Source organism: Thermostichus sp. MS-CIW-37 (assembly GCF_054060065.1).
This window is the reverse complement of record NZ_JBSSCV010000004.1, coordinates 77,963-101,091: the sequence shown is the minus strand read 5'-3', so window position 1 is coordinate 101,091 and position 23,129 is coordinate 77,963. Positions and strand designations below refer to the sequence as shown.

The following is a 23,129-nucleotide window of genomic DNA, read 5'->3' as shown; positions in this document are numbered from 1 at the left end:
ATGTCTGCTCGGGAGTCCAGCCCATGTCTCCTCTACAAGCCCTCACTGGCAATCCTCAAACCACCATGGCTGAAACCTCTGAGGCCCGTTTCGTGGCAATCGGGGGCAGCCTGCGGCCCAATTCCTTAACGTACCAGGCGCTGGAGGTGGCGCGGCGCGAGTTTGAGAAGTTGGGGACCCCGTTGCACATCCTCGATCTGCGGCAGATGAAGTTGCCCTTTGTGGATGGCTCGGAGTCCTATGCGGATTATCCCGATGTGGCAGTCCTACGAGCAACCATGAAGCGGGCGGATGGGATCATCCTAGCCAGCCCGGAGTACCACGGCGGCATCAGCGGCAGCCTGAAAAATGCACTGGATCTGTTGAGTTTTGAGCAACTGGAGGGTAAGGTCTTTGGGTTAATCAGCGTTTTGGGCGGCGAGAGCAACAGCAATACCCTGAACCAGATGCGCTTGATTGTGCGTTGGGTGCATGGCTGGGTGATCCCAGAGCAAATCGCCATCGGTCGGGCTTGGAACGCTTTTGACGAGCAAGGCAATCTCAAAGACGAGAAGCTACAACAGCGCTTTCAACACTTTGTCCAGAGCTTGGTGACCCATACTCACAAGCTGCGCGGGATCCCAGTTGTGAAGCCTTCCCACAATTAACCCCAAATTAATTACTTAATCACTTACCAAAAAACTGGGTCTAAAGCCCCGCGCTTTAGGGCGGCTGTGTGCTATGCTGCCCGCAGCGACAGGGTAATCAACCGCTCTATTCGCGTAAGCGGGCCGTAGGCCTTAAGCCCAACAGTCTCACGACTGGATGCAACCTCAATAGGTTTTTTAGTTGTTGTTCGCAACGGCACCTAAGGGCATAAGGATTCTGTCCCGCTGGCGCGAGAGGAAACCGCCCTGCGCTTGCATCAGTGGCGCGTAGCGCTTGGGGGAACGCCTGGGGAGATGAGCACCGCTGTTGTGGAGGGGCAACCCAACACGGCAAGTTGTCGCAGAACCAGGAACCGGAATCCCCTGCCTTTAGGCGGGGGAGCATGTCAAAGACTTCGGCTGCCCCTATTGCTACCCAGCCTTTCATCTGGGGGCTATAGTTGTTTCAAACAGCAACAAGTCCGGGCTCGCTTCTCCTCGCTTTTTTGTGTCAGTGTTGCCCAGTAACAAGGAAGCAGGGAGACGAGAAGGCTCATAACAGAGACGAGCTGAAGTCTGGCTGATACGGCATTGGCTTGCAGAGGAACCTGCGGAATAGATCCACACAGGTATGGTTCAGTCTGTTCCCCCTTATTCTTCGGATAGAGCTGGGTCAATATCTCCCCTGGTGGCCCTGCAAGCGACATTGCAACAGATGCGAGAGCAAACGGATGCCAATGGGCTGATTCAGCTCACCCTCGACTATGTCGGGGCGGTGTTTGGGGCGCCGCTGGTCTGGCTGGCCTTTTACGATTATCAAAATCACCAGTTGGTGGGCCAGGGGGGAGTGACCCTTCTTGAGGATCAAACCCTACTGCGGGCGGTGCATCCTCTACAGCCGGGGGAGATCCTGGAGCAGGTGGTGATCGAGCAGCGACCGATCAGCCTGCCTGACCTCTCTCAGGAGCCGCGCATGGGCATTTGGCAGCGGGAGGCCAGGCGACTGGGCGGGATCCAGGGCTGTTTCATTTATCCCTTCTCGGCCTACGGCCCGCTGTCGCGAACGGCAGTAGGACGGCGGCGCTGCTTGGGGATTCTGATGCTGGGATCCCAAATGTGGGGGGTTACCACCCGTGAGGACGAAAAGGCTCTCCTGGGGATTTTGCTGGGGCAGTTGGCAGCCTCTCTGCAGGAGTTGGAAAACGCTTGGCAACAGCAGACCGAAAAGCGCCTTGAGGATCCGCTCCTGAGGTTGGGAACGGCGATGCGCCAGGTGGGATCCCTGCAGGAACGGGTCAGCCTGGTGAGGCAGGAGTTACAGTCTTTTCTGGGCGCTGTCCACATTCAGGTGTATTGGCACGAGCGCAGCCAGGGTCAGTTCGTTCCCCACGGGAGCGTCCCCAAAGCTGTTCGCGACAGCGGGGCGGAGAAAGTCGGAGCAGGGCCAACAGGGGAGGTCAGCCTTTCGCTGCGGGAATTGGGGGACATGTACTACACCCTCGCCGATGGCCAGGTGGTGGTGGGCGGCACAGGGACGACTCGCTCTGAGGTTCCCCCCAAGCTGATGCAGCAGTTGCGGGCCCAGGCCGTTTTGGCGGCCCCGATTTTGCTGGAGAAGGATCTGCTGGGGTTTATCTGGGTGCAATCCGATGTGCCCCGTACCTGGCAAGCCGCTGAGCGACAGTTGGTGGCCGCTGCCGCCAATGGGTTGGCCCTGGCCAGCCCTCTGGAAAATCTGGATCGCCGCATTCGCCAGTTGGCCGATGACCAAGAGTTTGTGCAACAGGTGGGCCGCTCGCTTTACAACCCGGCGGAGCTGCAACAGGCTCTCCAGCAAGCCATTGTCGGCCTGGCCCAGCGCCTGAAAGTCGGTGCAGTGGCCGTGTTGACGGTGGATCCCGACAGCCCCATCCCCCGCCTCTTCTACGAGTACCGCAGGGAAGGCAAGCAGACTTTGCCACAGCAGCTCAGCCCTCTGAGCGACCAGGACTGGCAGGATCTCATGCGCAGCGAGGTGGTGGTGGCAGAAAACTACGACCAAGATCTGCGCCTGCTCTCTTGGCGGCAGGAACTGGCAGGAGTTCGTTCCCTGATGCTGACCCATACCGGGGCCAACACACCCGTGGAAGGGCTGCTCTTGGTGTTGCATCCCCAGCTACGGGCCTGGAGCCGGGAAGAGCGGCAACTGCTGCGGGGGATTGCCCAACAGGTGGGGGTGATCCTGCGGCAAATTCGGTCAGAACAACGCCGGCAACGACAAGAGCAGTTGCTCAAGGGCCTGATCACCACTTGTTTAACCTTGCAAAACTCGGCCACCTTGTCAGATCTGTACACCACTACCACTCGACAGACGGCCCAATTGCTGGGGATCCCTCTGGCGCTCATGGTTAGTTGGCAGCCGGGGGAGAGCCGGGCTCAGCTCCAGCCATCTTTTGCTGCCGGGACGGAGACCGGCCCCACCGAGATCGATCTGCAAGATCCCCTACTGGCCTACGCGCTGCAGTCAGCAGAACCTCTCCCGCTCACCCAGATCCCCCCTGCCAGCCGCACTTGGCTCAGTCGCGTCAGCGGTGCGGAGCACTTTGCTACCGGCCTGGGATCCTGGCTGCTGGTCAACACTGTCCCAACGGAATCTCAGGCGGGAGCTTTGGGAGTTTTGATCTTGGGGGCAGAAGCGGGCAAGGTTTGGGATCCCGACGAGCGGGCGGCTGTGATGTTGATCGCCCAGACCTGCGGCTGGACGGTGCGGCGCTTGCTCTGGATGCAAACTTTGCAAGAGCAGCAGGAGGTGCTCAGGGAGTTGAACTGGTACAAACACCGCCGCCTGATGGACATGCAGAATGCCCTTCTGGACAGCCTGCGCCGCCTGGGTCAGGTGCCGGAGATTCCCGGAGACGAAGCCACCCGCTGGCAAAAGGTGGTGGAGATCGGCAGAGGGCTGCGGGATCTGACCGTCTCCACAGGGCCGTTGTTGCAGTCGGAAACTTGGCAGGTGCAGCCGCAGTCGCGGTCGGTGCCCTTGGCAACCTTGGTGCGCAAAAGCCTACGCCGAGTGGAGGCCCTGACCCAAAAACGCAAGTTATGGCCGCGGGCCCATGGGGACATGAGCCTTACCATCCAGGGGGATCCCGAACGACTGGAGATGGTGCTCTGGGAGGTGTTGACAGCCGCTATTTTGCGCAGCCCGGAAGGGGGGCGGCTGGATCTGTGGAGCCAAGCCAGCGTTCGCGATAGCGATGCGGAGCCCTTTGGCTATGCAGAGCTGCTGGTGGTGGATCAGGGCAGCTTCGACCCTCACCTGATGGCCGCCCTTCAGTTGGATCCGAACCAGGTGATCTACGCAGATCCTCTGCTCAAGTCGCCTCTATCGGTAAGTCCTGGTCTGGAACTCAGCCTGTGTCAACGGGTGGTGCAGCGGATGGGGGGCCAGCTCTCCTTTTACCTCTCTTCCGATGGGCGTTGTGTCTCTCGGCTGCTCATGCCGATGGGCAGCGACGAGCCCCATCCCCCTGGGTAGGAAAAAGCTGTGTTGCCGGTCACCTTAGGGGGACAAGGTTCTGAGCAGCCAAAACAGGGGCAGTAGAGCCAGTAGGCCGCGATCCAGCCGCCGCAGTTGTAGGCGGTGCCAGCGCAGGGGATGGTCTGGGCCGGTCAGCCCACGGGCCTGCATTGCCATAGCCGTCTGTTCGGCACGCAGGAGCAAGTTTTCAAAAAAGCGCTCCACCAAGGCCAGCAGGGTTTGCATCCCGCCCCGGAAACTCAGGGATCCCCAGCGCACATCCCGAGTTCGCACCGCCCGCGCCAAGTTTTGCACCTCTTCCATCACCAAAGGCAGAAAGCGCAGCGCCAAGGTGAGGGTGAGAATTACTTCGGCAATCGGCCATCTCCAACGCTTGAGAGGCTGCAACCATTGGCCGATCCCCTCGGCAATTTCTTCGGGGGCCGTGGTCAACAAAAACAAATGGGTAGCGTAGAGCAACGTAAAAATGAGGGTGCCCAGCCGCAGCGCCACCGATAGAGAACGGCGGGAGACCTGAAAGGTTCGCCCCAACAGGGAAAACTGAACCAGGCGGTAGCGGTAAGGGGTTTGCCAAGCACGGGTTTGCTCCCGCCAGGCACGGTCTGGGGATCCCTGTTCTACAGCCAAAAAGGAATCCCTCCCGCTGTCGCGAACAGAGCGCTCGGCACCGCTAACGGGAATCAGCCCATAGCCTACCACCTGCATATCCTGCCGTTGCGGTTGGGGAAAAACCCCCAATCCATCCGGCGCCAAGCTGGTGATCCCAAAGGTGAGCAGGCTCAGGGCCAGCACCAGGGAGAGTTGGCCCGACCAAACCCGGCGCGGCAGACGGGCCGCCACAGTTAGCAGCAGAAGAGCCACCACCACGGCCAAGCGCCAACCATTGCCGGCCAAAATGGGGCTGAGGAGAAAGCTGAGCAGCCAGGCCAGCTTAACCCGCGGATCCAGGCAATGTAGCCAGGTGCGAGGCTCTTCCAGATAAATCCCCAGCGGGGCATTGCGCAGAATATCCACAACAGTTGAGAAGGAAGCAGACTATACCCCTTAAAAGGGCGGGACCGAGAACTCCGTCCCCGTAGCGCGGTCGCAGCAGCGTTGCGGAGCAATAACAGCTGGCAGCAAGGGAGAGCTAGAGCCGTTCCACCAGACGGGTGGAGCCCGACTGGGCGGCGACCCATCCCCCGGGCGCGCCATCTCGCTCAATGCGCAGCCAGACGGGCACCTGTCCCTCCCCAGCCTGCACCTCCACCACCCGCAGCAGGGCTTGGCGTGGGGCTGTCCCGACAATGGCTCCCGTCAGGCTGGGTTGCTGGCGAATGTTGAGGCCATCGTTGGAGACCACCCGCACCTGTTGTACTCCTTGCCACTCCGCCAGAGGGCCGGTTAGCTCAGGCGTGGGAGTGAGTTCCGTCTGGCCGGGATTGTCGTTCGCGGAGGCGTCGCGTAGCGATATGTCAACCGGCGGCTGCTCAATTTGCACCTGGGGTTGCTCCAGCGGTGGTGCCGGCGGCGGCGTGAAGAGGCCCCGCAACATTTGCCAGATGACCAATAGGGAGAGGATGCCCACACCGACCACCCCGGCCATTCGCGCCAGCGGTGCGGAGCCCAAACGAACGCCAGCGGGAAAGGTAGGACGCTTACGGCCCCCCAAGCGGCTGCGGCGGTAACGCTCCACATCCTGCAAACCGATCGCGCCAGCGGACCTTAGGCCCTGGACTCCGTCCCCCTGAGGGGAACGGTCTTGGGCACTAGAACTCTCATCCGCAAGAGCAGAGACGCCCGCCTTGGGGGTGCTCCGGTAGGAGGGCAAATCCGAGAGGCGCGGGGGTTCTGGCGGGGGCATCACTCCTCCCCGTTGCCAAGGGGTGGGGGGGCGCTGCAATTCTTGGGTTGGATTAGGGGGGCGCACGCCACCCACCACGGCAGGCAAATGAGGTGGGGGATGGGGGACTTGTTCGCGACAGCGGTGCGGAGCACTGGGAGAGAGCATCCCCGCCGGCGGGTCTTCGCGGCTGGGCATTTCGTCCAGGTAAGCTTGTACTTGGGGGTTGTCGAAGTAGGCTTGCAACGTCACTTGGGCGGCTTCCAGACCGCGGAACTCCGGGAACACCTCCTCCTGAAACCATTTTTCTGTGAAGCGGCACAGACCCGGCAGATGGTCGGGAGAACCGGCGGAGTGTTCTTCGATAAACTGCAAGGCCTCTACTTCTTGGGTGGAGCGCAGATGGGCGAGCGCGTCTTCGGTCTGCCCCAGCAACAGACTACAGATAGCCTGCTCCAGATGCACATCCTGCCGCTGCGCCAGACGAGCCAGGTAGCCGCGAGCACGCCGCACCAGAGCCGGGCGGTTTTCCAGATAACCTGCCGCCAGCAACACCTGCACGGCCAAGTAGGCGGCCACCATCGAGGGACGCTCAGCCTCCCGCTCGAACAACTCCTGCTGTTCTTTGAGGGTGAGGTGGCGACGTACCCGTTGGATAAAGCGCAGGAAATCTTCGGTGCTGAGGCCAGAGCCATCTTGCCCCATCCCCTCGATGCCGCCCCGTTCGTCCAGCATGGCTTTGAGGAGAGCCAGTCCCTGCTGTCGCTCCCCGTTCCCATCAGCGGTGTGTCTTCCAGCTTGGGCGGGAGCACTTTGGCTGAGGAGTTGCAAAATGCGATAGGGACGCAGCTTGCCCAAATCGATACGGATCTCCGCTTGCATCTGCGGAAAGGCCTGATACTCCTCCAGCTCCGCCAAGCCCGCCTGTAGGGAACGCGCCGCCTCTTCATAGGATCCCTGTTGCCAGGCTTCTCGACCCAGTTCCAGACGAGCGATGGCCCGCGCCAAAATGGCATCGGAACGAGCAGGGTGGCCCTGCTCCAGCATATGTTGAGCCAAGTCCAAGGCAGCTTGGTATTCTCCGGCTTCGCAATACAAGCACAGCACTCCCGGCAAGCGTGTTTCCTCCACCGTTAAGGTGGGATCCGCCGGCATGAGATGTTCGTCGTAGTTTCGCCGTGCCTCAGGGTTAAGCAGCACAGAAGCTGCCTCTTGGATCATTTGAGCGCGAGCTTCCACAGCCTGTGGCGAGAACTCCAGCAGCCAGGAGCGCTCGCCCGGCTTGAGATCGATTCGCTCCCGGTATGCCTGCTCAATCTGATGCTCATCTGCCCGTGCCGACAGCATCAAAACCCGATAATAGTCGAGGGGCACCCGCACCGTCATGGTTTTTGTCCGCGCTCTCCTGTTCGTGCCAGCGGGACGGAGTCCTTGGACAACTTACCCGCATCGACTTAACTGTAGTCCTTTTCGTGGGTAAAAGGGATCCCCCCTCGGGAATCGCTGCTCCGCCCCTACCAGTTCCAGCTACCCGGCTCTCCTTTGAAAGGGCCTACGACCTTTGAGGTGATCCAACCGCCGTAGAAATCTCCGGGTTGAGGCCGGACTCGTTCTCCACCTACCCGGCACTCCTGCACACGGCCTGGATAAAAGGCAAGGTAGTCGCGGATGGGCAAAAACGCCGGGCTGGGATCCGGATAGCTCCAGGCGGCATCTACGGCTGTTTGGGATCCGACCTGAACTGTCCAGTAGCAGGCAGCCCCTTTGAACTCACAGAAAGAGGTGCGAGAGCTGGGGCGGAGATACTGCAGTCGAACGTCGGTGGGGGGAATGTAGTAGGTGGGCGGGTGGCTGGTTTCCAGGACGCGGTAGCAACGGCGGCTTTGGGCAATGAGCTCGCCATTGAAGAGAACTTCCACCAGTTCTGTGGTGGGCTCCAGACGAGGTGGGCGCGGATAGTCCCAGACAGATTCTTGTCCTGGATGGGGAGAAATCGGTTGGGGAGACATGGGTCAATATCTTCAATATCTAAAGCAGACGGGTGGCCTCTACCAGTTTGGCGTACTGGATCAGCAGCAAAGACTGTTGCTCCGGCAAAGGCTGAATAACTCCCTGCTGCTGCAGACGGCTTAGCACCGCCGTGGCTGTCTCTCGGCTAACCTGGCTGAGATCGGCCAAATCCTGGGGGGGAGGGTAGACAATGCGCATCCCCTGGGCGGTCTTCTCGCCAAAAGCTTCCGCCAGTTGCACCAGTGTATGCACCACCCGCACCGGGGGGCTCTGCTGGTCGAGATCCGCCTGCAAGTTGGCCAGGCGCAGGCGACGGGAGAGGCTGCAGGCCAGTTGGTAGCACAGTTGCGGCTCCTGCAGCATCAGTGCTTTGAAGGTTGCCGCCGGGATCCCGGCCACCCGCAGCGGGGTTAGGGCCAGCACATCTCGCGAGCGGGGAGCTTCGTCCAGTACCGCCATTTCCCCCACCCAAGCGCCCGGCCCCAGCAAGGCAAGGGTTTTGGTGCTGTCTTGCGCCCGCAAAGCCCGCCGCACCTTAGCCCAGCCGGCGAGGATCAGATAAACTACGCTGCCCCAGGCATCTTGCATGAAGAGGGCCTGTCCCGCCGGGATATCCCGCAGCTTGACCTGGGATCCCAGCCATTGCAAGGACGTTGCCGAAAGTTCGGCCAACATGGGTACCGCCTTGAGCTCGGAGAGGACGGCAACAGGAGCATCGGAAGTCATGCCGGGTCGGGGTTTTACCATACCGCAAGCCCACTGTAGCCCAGTTATCAACTCAAGAGCTATCCTGCAAAAGTGCTCCTGTGTCCACCGTCCTGCCATGTGCGCCAAGATCCAATGAGGAGGTGGTCTTGCCGGTATGGCCCTCAGAGCCTCTGGAGCTACCCTCGGTTTGAGGGTGGGGGGAACCCAAACTCTGCCATTTCGTCTGGGCAACAGAGGTTTTGTCGGCGAGGGGATCCCTCCGCTGTTGCTGTTGTTACAACCTATGGATGCCTATGGATGCTGCCCTCAGCGACATCAGTGGCCAGCGCTGGTCCGTCTTGGTGAAGAACGTGCCTGTGCGGCCCGAAAAGCTCGCTGATGCGGATCTGGTGCTGCTCTGTCAGCAGGGATCCCAGCCCCATCGGGAGGCTTTTGCCGAGTTGATGCGTCGCCATCAGGCCCATGTGGACAAGGTGCTCTATCATCTTGCCCCGGACTGGCAGGACCGGCATGACTTGGCCCAGGAAGTTTGGATCCGGGCCTACCGCCACCTGAAACGCCTACAGGAGCCGGCAAAATTTCGCAGCTGGCTGGGGCGGATCGCCACCAACCTGTTTTACGACGAGCTGCGCAAGCGCAAACGACAGCAGCAGCCCCTTTCTCTGGATGCGCCGATTCAGATGCGGGATAGCGAGATGGAGTGGGAGCTGCCCAGCGAGAGCCCCAGTCCCCATGAGCACCTCGCCACCTGCGAGTTCTACGAGCGATTGCACCAAGCCGTCCGCGACCTGCCGCAGGCCTTTCGCCAGACAATCCTGCTGCGGGAAATTCAGGGAATGGCTTATGAGGAAATTGCCGAGATCACAGGGGTGTCTTTGGGCACTGTTAAGTCTCGCATTGCCCGCGCCCGCGCCCGCTTGCAATCCACCCTAAAACCCTACCTTAATGGTGAATGACCATGGTTCGCGGCAACCCCAACCCCGACCCCAGGGATCCCCAGCAAGAGCTGCCGGTGGTGGATGAGCGCTTTGAACAGTTGAGCGCCTACTTGGATGGGGAATTGTCGTCTCAAGAGGCGCGGCAGGTGGAAGATTGGCTGGCCAGCGATCCTCAGGCGCGGCAACTGTACAGCCAACTGGCAGCTTTACAGGCCGGTTTGGCCAATCTCAAGGCCCCCACCTTGAACTCCACCCAGACGGAGCTGTTGATCAGCCGTGTGTTCGCTGAGCTGGATCGGCGGCCAATGCTCGACCTGGGCTGGCGGCAACGTAAGGGCACCCCTTGGGGACGGGTGGCAGCGGCTGTAGTGGCCTTGGCAGGGGCGGGCTGGGCGGGATGGCGTTGGTCTCATCCCCAGCCTTTGGTATCGCTGGAAGATCCGCCGGTGCGCGTGGCCATCGTGCCTGCCTCTGCTCGTGTTGCCCAACGCTATCTTTTCGAGGCGGGGCAAAAACAAGATGCCTACTCGATTTTGTTTGAGGCAATGCCCGACCGTGGATCTCGCTCCGCCAACGGGACCGGAGCCGTTCGCATCAACGGGACGGAGTCCTTGGTGGGCTGGGAATGACCTGAGCAGGCTTGAGAAAGACTGAGGAGCGCAGGGTGGAAAAAGCAGTTCGCTGGGCTTGTGGGCTAGGAGTCTGCCTTTGGCTATGCAGTCTGGGATCCCTGTCGGCCCAGGCAGATCCCAGCAGTAGCCATCTGGCAACGCCGTCCGCGCCGGCGGGACGGAGTCCGAAGCAGTTGCACTCCTCTCCCAGTGGACAGGAGCCTGCCCCCCAGCCCACAAACCTGCCTTCACCCGGATCCCGTCTCACCCCTCCGGTGGCTCGCCCTCAACCCCCCGCCCCCGATCAAACAGATCCATTGCTTTTTCCGGATTTCCCCCTCCTCAAGGAGTTGGATCCGTCCCCGCCAAGCTTGGCCGACCTGGGCATCCATTGGGATCGCCTGGCCCTGCTGCCGGATTCCGAGCTGGCAGAGGAAATGGATGTGGAGTTCAGCCGCCGCCTAGCCCGCCTAAACCGGCAAATTGCCGACCAACAAGAGCGCCTCTACCGCCTCTTGCAAAGCTGGGACTCCGATGAGGCCGATATTCGTCAAATTCAGGCCCAACTGAGCCGGCTGCGGACAGAACGGGATCGCTTGGCCCTAGAGCACCTGTTGATGCTGCGGCAGTTGCAAGAGAACTTCGCCCTACCTCTACCCGACCGCTCGGCTGCCAGCTCTCCCTGAGGATCCCTTGGGTTCAGGCTATGATTGAGCAAGGGCAGACGCAACCCCCAACGGAGCTGAGCGATGGCCAAAGTGCCCAGCAACCCAGACATTGAGCAATTAGCTGCTGCCATTGGTAAAGAAGTTTACATCGATGTGGCCCGCTGGCATCTTTACCTGCGCGATGCCCACCTGCATACCCTTTTGGCGGAGCGACTGGCACCCCAGGTGATGGCAGGCAAGGTGGATGAGGACGCCGTCACAGAGATCTTGCAAGGGATCCCGGTGAAAGTGGGGGGTGGGCGCAAAGAATTGCCCCTGGCCGATCTCCTGCCGATGCAAAGCCTGCTTAACCTGCTGGACGTGTTGGAGGAGTTCAGCCGCAAATGGGCCCAATAGAGACCAATAGAGAAAGGTAGAGCGGTGCATCATCAGTCTAAACCTATGCGGCCTGGCCCCTGGCTCAAGCTCGGCAGCCTTATTCCGCTGCTCTGGCTGTTGTCGGCTTGCCAGGGAACCGAGTGGGGAGAACAGCTAGAGCGCGCTGTACGCCCAGTGGGCCCGCCCACAGCCCAATCTGAGCCGCTGGCACCTCCCTCGCCTCAACCTTCGCCGGGATCCATCCCACCCTCTATCTCGATCCCCACTGCTCCCGCCCCCTCTTCACCTCTGCCCAGCCAGGACAGCAGCCGCTTTACAGACTTGGAGCCCGGATCTCTGGTGGCCCGTTCGGTGGGATACCTAGATCGGTTGGGAGTTTTTGCCGATATCTCCAGCAGCGAATTTCAGCCGCAGCGCAGCGTTCGTCGCGGAGAATTTGCCCGTTGGCTGGTGTTGGCCAACAACGCCATCCACGCCGATGAGCCCAGCCGGCAAATCCGCCTGGGATCCCCCTCGGAACGCCCCCTCTTTTTGGATGTGCCGGAGGAGGATCCCAACTTTCGCTACATTCAAGCCCTGGGAGCTGCCGGCATAATTGCCGGAGATGCCAATCGAGAGTTTCGCCCCAACAGCCTGCTGTCGCGGGCAGAGTTGATCCGCATGAAGGTGCCTCTGGACTTACCTCCCGGCCAGATCAAGGGATCCCGAGCAGAGCTGGAAGAGCGCTGGGGGTTTACCGATGCGGCGCAAATTCCTCCTGAGGTTGTTCCTGCTCTGGTAGCGGATCGCAGTCTGGAGAATGCCTCCACCGTGCTGCGCACCTTTGGCCCCATCCGCACCTTCAACCCCTTCGAGCCGGTCAGCCGCGGGGAAGCTGCCATTGCCTTATCGGCTTTTGGGGAACGAACAGCCCAAGACGCCCTACCCCAGCCGCCAGCCCTGCCAGACCCAACCCCTGAGCCTCAGCCTTCTCCCCCTGCCGCAGAACCGCAACAAACGGCCTCTCCTGAGCCGGATCCCACCCCTGCCTCTCCCTCGGATGCTGCTGATGAGCCCCCTGGGCAGACCCGACCCAACCCCCCGGAAGTCGCCCCAGGAGAGGGTAGGATCGTTACCCCACGCCAAACCCAACCCTGAGGTGAGAGGGATCCCATTGGCGTATGCTGTTGGGCTCTGTCAGCAGATAGAACGCCTCAGAACCCCAGCAGGGATCCCTGCTACGGCTCTTACAAGGAGCAAAAGGAGCCATAACAATAAAAACTATCCCTAACTCCCTTCGGGAGAGGGGCTGTACAGCGCAGAGGACTTCCGCCCCCATTCCCCAGGCGGCTCTAGCTCTTGCCAGTCCCCTGAGCGCCCCTCTGCTGGGGAAAACCCTTGCCGCCCATAGCCTATAGAATGGGGGAAGCCAGCCTTGGAAAACCTGCAGGGATCCCAACTGTGTCCGCCATTGTTCCTGAAATCCGTTCTGACGATTTGCTGCGCTACACCGTGATTGGGTCGCGGCGGCCCAGCGTGTACTTTTGGGCGGTGGCGCTGACGGGGGGAGGGCTGGGCTTTACCTTGGCCGGCCTTTCCAGCTATCTCCACCGCAATTTGCTCCCCTTTTCCGATCCCGCCAGCCTGGTGTTTATTCCCCAAGGCATTGCCATGCTCTTTTACGGGGTGCTCGGATCCCTGGCGGGGCTATACCAGTGGCTGAGTTTGTATTGGAACTTGGGAGGCGGCTACAACGAGTTCGACCGGCGCACGCAGAAGATAACTCTGGTACGGCGAGGCTTTCCGGGCAAAAACCGTGAAGTCCGCCTGGAGTATGACTTTGCCGATGTGCAAAGCTTACGGGTGGAGCTGAGAGAGGGGCTTAACCCCCGCCGAGCCATCTACTTGCGAGTGAAAGGACGTGGTGACATCCCCCTCACCGGAGTGGGCCAGCCTCCCCCCCTGATGGAGATCGAAAACCAGGCAGCCGAGATTGCCCGCTTTCTCAACGTCAGCCTAGAGGGCATTTGATTCCCTGCGGTGCCATTGCTTTGACCCCGCCCTGCTGGTCGCTTGAGCGAGACGGAATCCCATCCTTGGGCAACAGTGAAACCATTGAGGGGGATCCAGAACTGTGGAGTCGAATAGAGAGTTGTCGAGATTGTTTTCAATGTAGCGGGATCTCTTCGAGGAATGATCTACCCTTGATGCCAGCGCAGTTGTTGCCTGGGAGAAGCCTGTGATGGCCAACCTGAACCCCTTCATTCCCCTACAGGCCAAGAAGCTGGGGTCTATTCTGTTTCGCCTCTGGCTAACTCTTCTGCTCTCATTGGGCTTGGCCTTGCTCACGCTGCTGCTGACCTCCCATTCCGCCCATGCTGCTCGCGGGCCCCTGTATCGCTTGGGCCGCCCAGAGGGGGCGGTCTCGATTGTGGCCTGGGCAGGCTATATCGAACGGGGAGAAACGGATCCCGCCTATGACTGGGTGACCGAGTTTGAGAAAGAAACCGGCTGCCAAGTCAGCGTTAAGGTGGCGGCAACCTCCGATGAGATGGTAGCCCTGATGAATGAGGGCGGCTTTGATCTGGTGACGGCCTCCGGCGATGCCACCCTACGCCTGATCAAAGGGGAACGGGTACAGCAGATTAACCCCCGCCTGATCCCCAGTTGGGAGACCATCGACCCGCGCCTGCGGGATGCTCCCTGGCATACCGTGGATGGCAAGCATTACGGCGTGCCCTATCAATGGGGATCCAACGTGTTGATGTACAACACAAAGGTTTTCCCGGAACCCCCCACCAGTTGGGATGTGGTGTTTGAAGAAAAAATCCTGCCAGACGGCAAATCCAACAAGGGCCGCATCCAAGCCTACGATGGCTCCATCTACATTGCCGATGCCGCCCTCTACCTGAAGGCCCACCGCCCAGAATTGGGCATCACGGATCCCTACGAGCTGACCCGCGAACAGTTCAATGCTGCTCTAGCTCTATTGCGACAGCAGCGGCAACTGGTTGGACGCTACTGGCACGATGCGGCGGTGCAGGTGGATGACTTTGTCAACGAAGGGGTAGTGGCCTCCAGCTCTTGGCCCTTCCAGGTCAATCTGTTGCGATCCGAAGGTCAACCTGTCGCCAGTGTGATACCGGAAGAGGGAGCCACCGGCTGGGCAGATACAACCATGCTCAGCGCTACCGCCAAACACCCCAACTGTGCCTACCTGTGGATGGAACATTCCTTGAACCCGAAGGTGCAGGGGGATCTGGCGGCTTGGTTTGGCTCGGTGCCGGTGGTGCCCGCCGCTTGTCAGGCCAGCGAGCTGCTGGGGCCAGAGGGATGCAAGACCAATGGCATCGACAATTTTGAGCGCATCTTCTTCTGGAAAACTCCTGTGGCCGATTGTGGCGATGGACGTATGGATTGCGTGCCCTACTACGAATGGGTGACCAACTACATCGCTGTGATCGGTGGGCGCTAATAGGCCGACCTTGAAGGGATCCCTCTGGGGAGACAGACCCTCGGCCCTGAGGAGCTAGCCCCATGCGCTGCCCAGCACTGCTTTCCAAAACTTCGAGGCAGAGAGAATCCCAAAAACTATGCTTCGCCAGTCTGAGCAGACGCACCCAGGGATCCCTCGACTGCCACCTGAAGTCTTGCCGACTCTGGAAGGAAGGCTTGTGCGGCTGGGAACCCCAAGAACGGGCTTTGCTCCACTGCCTGGATGGAGAGGGTAAAGAGGGGATTGGAGAGGATCCCGGCAAAGATGGTGGCCACCAAAGTGAACACCAGGCCCACCCGCAGAGCCTGCATGCCTTCCGCCTGCCAGTTGGTCTCGGGGTAATTCCGCACCGAAAGCGACATCTCCTGCGGCTCTTTCACCACCATGGTTTTCACCACCCGCACGTAGTAGTAGATGGAGATGACGCTGGTGACCAACCCCACCAACACCAAGGTATAGGCCCCCGCCTGCCAACCGGCCCAGAACAGATACAGCTTGCCGAAGAAGCCCGCCAGAGGGGGCAATCCACCCAACGAGAGCAGACAAATGCTCAAGCACAGGGTGAGGAAGGGATCCTTCTGGTAGAGGCCGCTGTACTCGTTGATTTCGTCGGTGCCGGTCTTCAGGCTGAACAGGGTGATGCACAAAAAGGCCCCCAAGTTCATGACCAAATAGACCATCAAGTAGAAGATCAAGCTGGCATAGCCGGCCTCAGTGCCCGCCACCAAGCCAATCAAAACGAAGCCCGCCTGTCCAATGGAAGAATAGGCCAGCAGCCGTTTGAGGCGGGTTTGGGCAATGGCCACCACATTGCCCAGCACCATGGTCAAAATGGCCAGCACCGAGAGCACCGCCCGCCACTCTTCCGTCATGGCCGGAAACACGGTGGCCAGAAAGCGCACCGCCAAGGCAAAGCCTGCCGCTTTGGATCCCACCGACAAAAAGGCCACCACCGGCGTTGGGGATCCCTCGTAGACGTCGGGAGTCCACTGGTGGAAGGGCACCGCCGCCAACTTAAACCCGATACCACCAATGCAGAGCACCAAAGCGATGATCCCTGCCAAGCCGGCATCCCCCATAGAGGAGGCAATGGCTTCCAGCTTCGTTTGCCCACCCGAAAGGCCGTAGAGCAGCGACATGCCGTAGAGAAAAATGGCTGTGCTGCTGGCCCCGATCAAGAGATATTTCAGGGCTGCCTCCGAAGAACGGGGATCCCGCTTGGTGTAGCCGGCCATCAGGTAGCTGGCAATGCCCAGGGTTTCCAGAGATACAAACACCAGGATCAAGTCCGTCGCCCCGGAGAGGAACATGCCCCCCAAGGTGGCCGTGAGCAGCAACACATAAAACTCGCCTGTGGGGGCTCCGGACTGAGAGATGTAGCGCTCCGCCATCATCACGGTCAGTACCGCCGTCCCCACCACCAGGCCACGGAAGAGAATGCTGACGGGATCCGCTGCAAAGCTGCCCAAGAAGCTCTCCAACTGGGGCTGCTGCCATTGCAACACCAAGGTCACCAAGGCCCCGATCAAGCCAAAGATGGAGAGGGCCGGAAGACTTTTGCGCGCCGCCGAACCACCGACCAAATCCACCACCAAGACGAGCAAGAGGGTGAGGGTAACCACCACTTCTGGCCAAATGGCACCGGCATACAGGTTTCCGGTTGGGGCAAAGACATCCATAGGGGAAGACATGAAGACAGATGAAGGGGATCCACAGCCAGCATACCGCGATTTCCGGTCTCTCTTTCCGCTTCCGGCATCTCTTCTCCCAATCGTCTCCATCAGCACTCTCAATCCACGGGCTCAGTAGAGCTTGGCGCTGGAGGTGAGCACCAGCTTCAGGCGGGCGTGGATCAGATCCAAGTCCGCCAGCCCCAAGTCGATCTCGCCATCGACGACGATGCCGGTGTGGATCAGCCGATCCAACAGTTCCAGCAGGGATCCCTCGCGGTGGGGTTGTCCGGGGTAGTAGTCCCCCTGGCGGGGCAGGAGGGTGCCCAGATCTCCGAGCTCCAGGTTCAAATCCGCTGGGTCGATCTCCAACAGGCTGCAGATTTGTCGAATTTGCTCCCGCAAGGCTTGTAGGCTGCTGCCGGCCCGCTCAATCTGCTCTGCAGAAAGGCGCTCGGCCTCCATTTGCCGCACCACCTGCGCCTCCATCAACTGCCGCAACAGCTCCACCAAGGTCAGCACCAGAGAGGCCAAACCGGCTTCCGGGCGTTTCCGGCCAGGGGTGGGCCGAGCCTGGCTCAAGTCTTCCCAGCTGGCGGGACTGATAGAAAAGCGCGGCGGGGGAGAAGGGGCAATCCAACGGTCAAAGGGCTGGCAAAGCTGTTCCAGGCTGAGCAAATGGAGACGGGGATCCCGAGCGGCCTCTTCCCTTTCCTCCGGCAGGTTGTAGCCCCAGTCGGCCAAAAACAGGAGAACTTGCTCCAGCTCCGGCACCGTCTGCACCTGGCGCAGCGTTTGCAGGCGATCCTCCACAAACCACAGCTCCTCAGCCGGCAGTTGGGCGGCAGCCAGTAGCCGCTGTAAAGTGGTGGCCTTGGGGGCGCGCACCTCCTTGCCCAGAATGCGGTGGCGTGGCAGTTGGATCCCTGCTCGGCCCAAGAGCTGCTGGATGAACCGTCCCTCTTTGGTGCTGAGGATGGCCAAGCGCGGCTCCCCGGCAGCCTGAACCTGGCGTAGCCAAGCCGCCACCCCCGGATAAAAGCGGTGTAGCCCCAGCCACCCCTGCAGATCCTCTGCAATCCAGCGATCCCGCACCCGATCCAACGCTTGGATTAGAGAGAGGGCAGGGATCCCTGACTGCTGCAACAACTGCTGACGCCAGCCCGGCCAGTCTTGGCGCAAGTCCTCCTCCCGGATCCCTTCCTGTAGCCCCCACAACAACAGAGGCATCTCCCAGCCGGTCTCGATCAGCGGGCGCAGACGGTCAAAAGCAGGACGCAGCGGCTCTAGCTGAGCAGGAGCCAAGCCCCACACCTGAGCACAAACGCGGCAGGAGGAAGCAAAATACTCCGCCCGCCCATCGCAGAGCACACCATCAAAATCCAGAACCAGAATGCGGGGGGACATTCGCCGGGGCCTAGCGAACTCCATACCTGAGTCCCCCTGAGGGCAAGTTGCAAAAATGGGGCCAGAGGCCAAGTTAATTCAACCAAACTGTTCCACCGGAGTGGCCCAACCTAATTGGATTCCGAGATACGAACGGACTGGATCTCCACTGGATTCAGCGGGCGATCCTGGGGGCCGGTGGGAGCCGTTGCAATTTTATCCAACACATCCTCTCCCTCGATCAATTGCCCAAAGATCGTGTAGTTGGGCGGCAGCGGGTAGTCGGCATGCATGATGAAGAACTGGCTGCCATTGGTGTTGGGGCCGGCGTTGGCCATCGCCAAAGTGCCACGGCTGTAGGGACGTTGCACCGGCTCATCGGGAAAGCGGTAGCCCGGCCCACCCCGCCCTGTACCCGTGGGATCCCCGCCCTGGATCATGAAGCCGCGGATCACGCGGTGAAAGATGACGCCATCGTAAAAGTGATCGTTGGCCAAAAAGACGAAATTGTTGACGGCCAGGGGAGCTTCCTGAGGAAACAGCTCCAGAACCATTGTGCCGGCGGTGGTCTCCATCGTGGCCGTGTAGGACTTGGCCGGGTCGATCACCATCGGGGGGGGACTGTTGTAGGTTTTCACGGGTTTGCCCAAGTGTTGTGCCAGGAGCAAATCGCGAGAAGAATGCGGGCGGGCCAAGACAGGGAGAGCACTCAGCCCCACCCAAAGCACCACCATCAGCACAGCTAACTTCACCAGGCTGGCCAACTCAGATCGCGCACGCACAATTCTTGCAGGAAAGCTCCACCCCTATCCTACCAGGATTCTGTCCTAGCCTAATTTTCCCCGGACTTGGATGGAGGCTTGGCTCGCCGCACCAGCCAATAACTCACCGAGAGGGCCAACGTCGCTGCCCCCAAGCCAATGAGCTCCAACCCCCCCAGCTTCTCGAAATCAAAAATGATGATCTTGCGGGCCACCGCAATCAAAGAGGTGACGATCACCAGCTCCACCTGCACCACCTGCTTTTGCAAGTAGGCGGTAATGTTCTCCAGAATTTCCAGCGCAATCAGAATATTTAAAAAGAGGCCGAAGATCTCGATTAAAGTGGTGGAGAAAAACCCAGTTGGCTCAGTCAACAAATCTGCCACCAAGAACCGGGCCAAGTCCACCACTGCTACTGTGATTAGCCCGATCATCAAAATTGACAGTAGCTTCGAGATCAGGCTTTCCAGGCGGGTGATGGCCCGCAAAAAGGGATCCTCCTCTTCTGTCTCGTGGGGATTGTGCAACAGCCACTTGAGAAACCGCATCGCCAACCCCGACAGATCCAAACCCTTATGTCCTGATCCTGAGACAACATTATCCGTCCCAACCGTCTTGCCGGGAAGCAGGCAGGGATCCCTTGGGGCGATGATTGCGACACCGCTCAGAACAGTATTTCACCTCCGACCAACAGTCGGCCCACTTTTTGCGCCAGGTGAAGGGTCGCTGACAGGTAAGACAAATTTTGCTGGGCAAATCCGATTTCTTCCGTTGGCGTGGCATAGTGCACTGCAAAACAAGGTCAACTCTGTAGTCAGTTTAACAATCCTACCGGATGCTGACCGTTACCATCACGGAAGTGTTTAGTCTGCGCCCCACCTTAGCAAAAGCTGAAGTCTGAACCTAGAGAAATCGAGTAGCCTCTTGAAATCCGGCGAGATCTCTGCCCTGTGTCTGCAGGGATCCCTGAAGGAAGTTGGGTTTGCTGAAAGGTTAGCCGCCTCCATCCTGTACTGAGTAAAGTTCTTAACACCCGCTTGTGAACTTGAGCTTGAGTTTGTATGAAATCTCAACCAAATGGGACGAATGTAGCTGTTCAGAACTCTCCTCCTCCACTGAAGCGGGTTGAGGTACGGCTCAGCAAACCCGGCAGCCGGGCAACTCAAGCCTCGCTGTCGGAGGACTCGGTGGGCATATTTTTGCGGGAAATGGCTCGCTACCCACTCCTCAGTGCCGAGCAGGAGGTGAAGTTGGGGCGGCTGATCGCAGAGGGGGGAGCTGCCAGGGAACGGGCGAAACGGGAATTGGTCAGGGCCAACCTGCGCTTGGTGGTCTCGATTGCCAAAAAGTATTTGAATCGCGGTGTGCCGTTTCTGGATTTGATTCAAGAAGGCACCATCGGCCTGATCCGAGCCGCAGAAAAATTTGAGTGCGAACGCGGCTACAAGTTTTCCACCTATGCCTACTGGTGGATTCGCCAAGGAATCACCCGCGCCGTTGCCAATCAGGGGCGTCTGGTGCGGATCCCGGTGCATATGGTAGAAAAGCTCAACCAGGTGAAGCGGATCCGGCGGGAGCTGACCGAGACCCTAAACCGTCGCCCCACCCAAGCGGAAATTGCCGAAGCTCTGGAGATTTCCCCCGACAAGCTGGACGCTCTCTTAACCCTCTTGGAAGCCGGTCGCCAAACCCTTTCGCTACATACTCCGGTTGGCAAAGAGGAGGATAGGGAGCTGATGCAGCTTATCGAGGACGCCAACAGCCTCACTCCCGAATCGCAAATGGACTTGTACCTGCTGTCTGCCCAACTGGAAGAGATGCTGGAGCAGCTCAGCCCCCGAGAGCAAGAGATTCTCAAGCTCCGCTATGGGCTGAAAGATGGCCACCTACACACTCTCTCCGAAATTGGTCAGCTTTTCGGCCTGTCTCGAGAGCGCGTCCGACAAATTCAAGCACGAGCCATGCGCAAACTGCGCCATCCACGCCGACAGGAAATTTTGGCAGATTGGATGACCTCGTTTTAGGCAGTAGGCCACGGCTGCTCCACAGGCGAAACCCAGGATTCCGCAGCAGTTTATGTTCAGCAAAGCTCTGCAGAACCAGGACCAGAGGCGTGCCCCCACTTTTGGACAAGGGATCTGTCAACTAGCCCATCTTCTGCAACTGCAGGGGGTGAGGCTGAGGGCGGCTGCGCAGGGCAGCTTCGATCAACCCCAAAAAGAGGGGGTGGGGGCGGTTGGGGCGGGAGCGAAACTCCGGATGGAACTGGGTGGCGATGAAAAAGGGGTGGCTGGGCAGCTCGATAATCTCCACCAAGCGGTTATCCGGCGAGACTCCGCTGATGATATAACCAGAGTCCAGAAAAAGGCTGCGGTAGGCATTGTTAAACTCATAGCGATGGCGGTGGCGCTCGTAGATGATGGTCTCGCCATACAGCTTGGCCGCCAGGGTATTGGGCATGATGCGACAGGGATAGAGGCCCCGCCGCAGGGTTCCTCCCAGATCTTCCACATCTTTCTGCTCCGGCAAGAGGCTGATCACCGGGTGGGGGGTATCGGGGTCAAACTCGTAGCTGTTGGCCCGCTCCAGGTGGGCAATGTGACATCCCCAGTCGATCACCGCGCACTGCATGCCCAGACACAGCCCTAGGAAGGGAATGCCTTGCTCCCTCACGTAGCAAATACTGGCCACTTTGCCCTCGATGCCGCGATTGCCAAACCCCCCCGGCACCACTACCCCATCCACACCAGCCAGTAGGGCTTCCGGCCCCCGCTCCTCGACTTCCTCAGAAGAGATCCAGCGCAGCGTGACGCCGGCATTGAGAGCCAACCCAGCATGGCGCAGGGCCTCGGCCACGGAAAGATAGGCATCTGTAAGGCGCACGTATTTGCCGACAATGGCAATCTCCACCTGCTCTTGGGGGTGGTGCAGCCGCTGCACCAGGAGCTCCCACTCCCGTAGATCTGGCTGCTGCGGATCCAGGTTGAGGATCTCCAAAACCCGCTGCGCCAACCCCTCCTGCTCCAGCACCAGAGGCACGTCGTAGATGCTGGGGGCATCCTGCGCCTGGATGACGCATTCTACCGGCACGTCACAAAACTCGGAGATCTTCTCTTTGATGCTGCGGGGCAGGGGCTGCTCGCAGCGGCACACCAACACATCTGGCTGGATGCCAATGGAGCGCAGCTCCTTGACCGAGTGCTGGGTAGGCTTGGTTTTCATCTCCCCTGCCGCTTTGATCAGGGGCACCAGGGTAACATGCACATAGGCCACGTTGGCCCGGCCCACATCCTTGCGAAATTGGCGGATGGCCTCCAAAAAGGGCAGAGACTCGATATCTCCCACCGTGCCCCCCACCTCCACCAGCACCACGTCGGGGTTGGTCTCGCGGGCCACCCGCCGGATGCGCTCTTTAATCTCTTGGGTGACGTGGGGGATCACCTGCACCGTGCTGCCCTGGTAATCGCCGCGCCGCTCTTTGTGGATCACGGCCTGGTAGATGGCGCCGGTGGTAACGTTGTTGAGCTTAGACATGTTGGTGTCGGTGAAGCGCTCGTAGTGGCCCAAGTCCAGGTCGGTCTCGGCGCCGTCGTCGGTGACGAACACTTCTCCATGCTGGTAGGGACTCATGGTGCCGGGATCCACATTGATATAGGGATCCAGCTTCAAAATCGACACCGTGTAATTGCGGGATTTGAGCAGGCGACCCAAGCTAGCCGCCACAATGCCTTTGCCGATGCTGGAGACCACTCCACCGGTGACGAAGACAAACTTGGTCATAGCTTGGATCCCTTGCCTTTTTTTGATTATGCCAGGGATCCCTCAGCGCAGAGAGCGGATGGGGCCGTTGTAGAGGATGGTGGTTTGAAAGGTGCGCCTGTCCACCCGCACCTGGGTTTCAATGCTGGGCTGGACAAAGCTGGGCTCTCCCCCCCGGAAGGTGAAGATCCAGGCGTCTTCAAACTCTTCAAACGGCGAGTCAATGGCTGCCCCGTGCATGGAAGCTTCGGCGCGATAGCGTTGTAGGCCCCCATTGGCGATCTCGGCAGCTTGACGGGCCAGGTTTTTGGCGCGGTTGAGATCCCGGAAGTAGCGGCTGATCTCCTCAAAACTCCCCCTGGGCAGCGGTCGCCGGGGAGCAGGGGTTGCCGGCACAGGCCGGGGATCCGGCACGATGGGCAGGGTGGGAATATCGGGACTGGGGGGCAAGGGTTCGACGGGGATGGGAGTTCCAGAGGGGAAAAGAGGGGTGATCACCTGCGCTTGGGCAGCCCTTCCAGCCAGAAGGGATCCCCACAGGAGAGCCATACCGACGGAGCTGACAGTAGAGACAAGAAAAGTGGGCTTCATGGAGCCATTCCTCGCAAAAGTTCTGGGTTGAGAGACGCTGCAGCTCTTGAATGGGATCCTATCGATTCAGTTCCTTACAACAGCAGAGTCAAAAGCCTCTCCTCTCCTTCCAACCCCGGTCACAGGCTTGGGTCGTTCACGCAACCTCGGCTGCTGTCAGCAATGTCTGCTAGATTTTTGGAGAGGATCCCTGGCCACAGTGGGAG

21 protein-coding genes are annotated in these 23,129 nt (G+C 59.9%); 10 read left to right on the top strand and 11 right to left on the bottom strand.

Features of this window, described 5'->3' with window-relative positions; genetic code table 11:
• Nucleotides 1-65 precede the first annotated feature (65 nt).
• Together ACVWYZ_RS03315 and ACVWYZ_RS03310 are read left to right on the top strand one after the other, a co-directional pair.
• The gene (locus ACVWYZ_RS03315) at nt 66-647 is read left to right on the top strand and encodes an NADPH-dependent FMN reductase (RefSeq protein WP_457466068.1); all 582 of its coding nucleotides are present in this window, start codon (nt 66-68) and stop codon (nt 645-647) included.
• A gap of 610 nt (nt 648-1,257) precedes the next feature.
• Nucleotides 1,258-4,143: a GAF domain-containing protein gene (locus tag ACVWYZ_RS03310; RefSeq protein WP_457466019.1), complete on the top strand. Its 2,886-nt coding sequence runs from the start codon at nt 1,258-1,260 to the stop codon at nt 4,141-4,143.
• 24 nt (nt 4,144-4,167) lie between these two features.
• Here ACVWYZ_RS03310 and ACVWYZ_RS03305 read toward each other — a convergent pair whose 3' ends face one another.
• The 4 genes from ACVWYZ_RS03305 to ACVWYZ_RS03290 form a co-directional block, all read right to left on the bottom strand.
• Nucleotides 4,168-5,160, bottom strand: a complete 993-nt coding sequence (locus tag ACVWYZ_RS03305; RefSeq protein ID WP_457466018.1) for an energy-coupling factor transporter transmembrane component T family protein — start codon at nt 5,158-5,160, stop codon at nt 4,168-4,170.
• A 115-nt stretch (nt 5,161-5,275) separates the two neighbouring features.
• On the bottom strand, nt 5,276-7,354 hold the full coding sequence (locus tag ACVWYZ_RS03300; RefSeq protein WP_457466016.1) for an SH3 domain-containing protein: 2,079 nt from the start codon (nt 7,352-7,354) through the stop codon (nt 5,276-5,278).
• A 128-nt stretch (nt 7,355-7,482) separates the two neighbouring features.
• Nucleotides 7,483-7,977, bottom strand: a complete 495-nt coding sequence (locus ACVWYZ_RS03295) for a DUF427 domain-containing protein (protein ID WP_011433071.1) — start codon at nt 7,975-7,977, stop codon at nt 7,483-7,485.
• A 19-nt stretch (nt 7,978-7,996) separates the two neighbouring features.
• Nucleotides 7,997-8,725 carry a Crp/Fnr family transcriptional regulator gene (locus ACVWYZ_RS03290; RefSeq protein WP_457466014.1) on the bottom strand — a complete coding sequence of 243 codons (729 nt, stop codon included), beginning with the start codon at nt 8,723-8,725 and terminating at the stop codon, nt 7,997-7,999.
• Between the two features lie 254 nt (nt 8,726-8,979).
• Here ACVWYZ_RS03290 and ACVWYZ_RS03285 point away from each other — a divergent pair, with 254 nt between their 5' ends.
• The 7 genes from ACVWYZ_RS03285 (at nt 8,980) to ACVWYZ_RS03255 (ending at nt 14,735) form a co-directional block, all read left to right on the top strand.
• Entirely contained in the window at nt 8,980-9,642 is a 663-nt protein-coding gene (locus tag ACVWYZ_RS03285) for a sigma-70 family RNA polymerase sigma factor (RefSeq protein ID WP_414399934.1), read from the top strand.
• A 2-nt stretch (nt 9,643-9,644) separates the two neighbouring features.
• A complete protein-coding gene (locus ACVWYZ_RS03280) occupies nt 9,645-10,253 on the top strand; it encodes an anti-sigma factor family protein (RefSeq protein WP_457466012.1) in 609 nt (202 codons plus the stop codon).
• Between the two features lie 35 nt (nt 10,254-10,288).
• Nucleotides 10,289-10,921, top strand: a complete 633-nt coding sequence (locus ACVWYZ_RS03275) for a hypothetical protein (RefSeq protein WP_457466010.1) — start codon at nt 10,289-10,291, stop codon at nt 10,919-10,921.
• A gap of 63 nt (nt 10,922-10,984) precedes the next feature.
• Entirely contained in the window at nt 10,985-11,299 is a 315-nt protein-coding gene (locus ACVWYZ_RS03270) for a DUF3181 family protein (protein WP_011433076.1), read from the top strand.
• A gap of 45 nt (nt 11,300-11,344) precedes the next feature.
• Nucleotides 11,345-12,418 (top strand): S-layer homology domain-containing protein, encoded by a 1,074-nt coding sequence (locus tag ACVWYZ_RS03265; protein WP_457466008.1) that lies wholly within the window; start codon nt 11,345-11,347, stop codon nt 12,416-12,418.
• A 303-nt stretch (nt 12,419-12,721) separates the two neighbouring features.
• On the top strand, nt 12,722-13,291 hold the full coding sequence (locus tag ACVWYZ_RS03260) for a photosystem I assembly protein Ycf4 (protein ID WP_457466006.1): 570 nt from the start codon (nt 12,722-12,724) through the stop codon (nt 13,289-13,291).
• 211 nt (nt 13,292-13,502) lie between these two features.
• Complete coding sequence (locus ACVWYZ_RS03255) at nt 13,503-14,735, top strand: ABC transporter substrate-binding protein (protein WP_414356713.1); 1,233 nt, start codon at nt 13,503-13,505, stop codon at nt 14,733-14,735.
• A 116-nt stretch (nt 14,736-14,851) separates the two neighbouring features.
• Here ACVWYZ_RS03255 and ACVWYZ_RS03250 read toward each other — a convergent pair whose 3' ends face one another.
• From ACVWYZ_RS03250 to ACVWYZ_RS03230, 5 genes are all read right to left on the bottom strand, one after another.
• Nucleotides 14,852-16,435 (bottom strand): NAD(P)H-quinone oxidoreductase subunit N, encoded by a 1,584-nt coding sequence (locus tag ACVWYZ_RS03250; protein ID WP_457466066.1) that lies wholly within the window; start codon nt 16,433-16,435, stop codon nt 14,852-14,854.
• Between the two features lie 123 nt (nt 16,436-16,558).
• Nucleotides 16,559-17,833, bottom strand: a complete 1,275-nt coding sequence (gvpJ, locus tag ACVWYZ_RS03245) for a gas vesicle protein GvpJ (RefSeq protein ID WP_457466005.1) — start codon at nt 17,831-17,833, stop codon at nt 16,559-16,561.
• Nucleotides 17,834-17,943: 110 nt separating this feature from the next.
• A complete protein-coding gene (locus tag ACVWYZ_RS03240; protein ID WP_011433087.1) occupies nt 17,944-18,423 on the bottom strand; it encodes a peptidylprolyl isomerase in 480 nt (159 codons plus the stop codon).
• Between the two features lie 221 nt (nt 18,424-18,644).
• On the bottom strand, nt 18,645-19,121 hold the full coding sequence (locus ACVWYZ_RS03235; RefSeq protein ID WP_457384368.1) for a phosphate-starvation-inducible PsiE family protein: 477 nt from the start codon (nt 19,119-19,121) through the stop codon (nt 18,645-18,647).
• 49 nt (nt 19,122-19,170) lie between these two features.
• Complete coding sequence (locus ACVWYZ_RS03230) at nt 19,171-19,356, bottom strand: DUF2256 domain-containing protein (protein WP_041437321.1); 186 nt, start codon at nt 19,354-19,356, stop codon at nt 19,171-19,173.
• A 278-nt stretch (nt 19,357-19,634) separates the two neighbouring features.
• Here ACVWYZ_RS03230 and ACVWYZ_RS03225 point away from each other — a divergent pair, with 278 nt between their 5' ends.
• Nucleotides 19,635-20,597 (top strand): sigma-70 family RNA polymerase sigma factor, encoded by a 963-nt coding sequence (locus ACVWYZ_RS03225; RefSeq protein ID WP_457466004.1) that lies wholly within the window; start codon nt 19,635-19,637, stop codon nt 20,595-20,597.
• Between the two features lie 121 nt (nt 20,598-20,718).
• On the opposite strand, the gene ACVWYZ_RS03220 is transcribed toward ACVWYZ_RS03225, so the two are convergent.
• Nucleotides 20,719-22,353, bottom strand: coding sequence for a CTP synthase (locus tag ACVWYZ_RS03220; RefSeq protein WP_457466002.1), 1,635 nt, complete (start codon nt 22,351-22,353; stop codon nt 20,719-20,721).
• Nucleotides 22,354-22,395: 42 nt separating this feature from the next.
• Complete coding sequence (locus ACVWYZ_RS03215; protein WP_457466001.1) at nt 22,396-22,923, bottom strand: hypothetical protein; 528 nt, start codon at nt 22,921-22,923, stop codon at nt 22,396-22,398.
• Between the last annotated feature and the right edge of the window lie 206 nt (nt 22,924-23,129).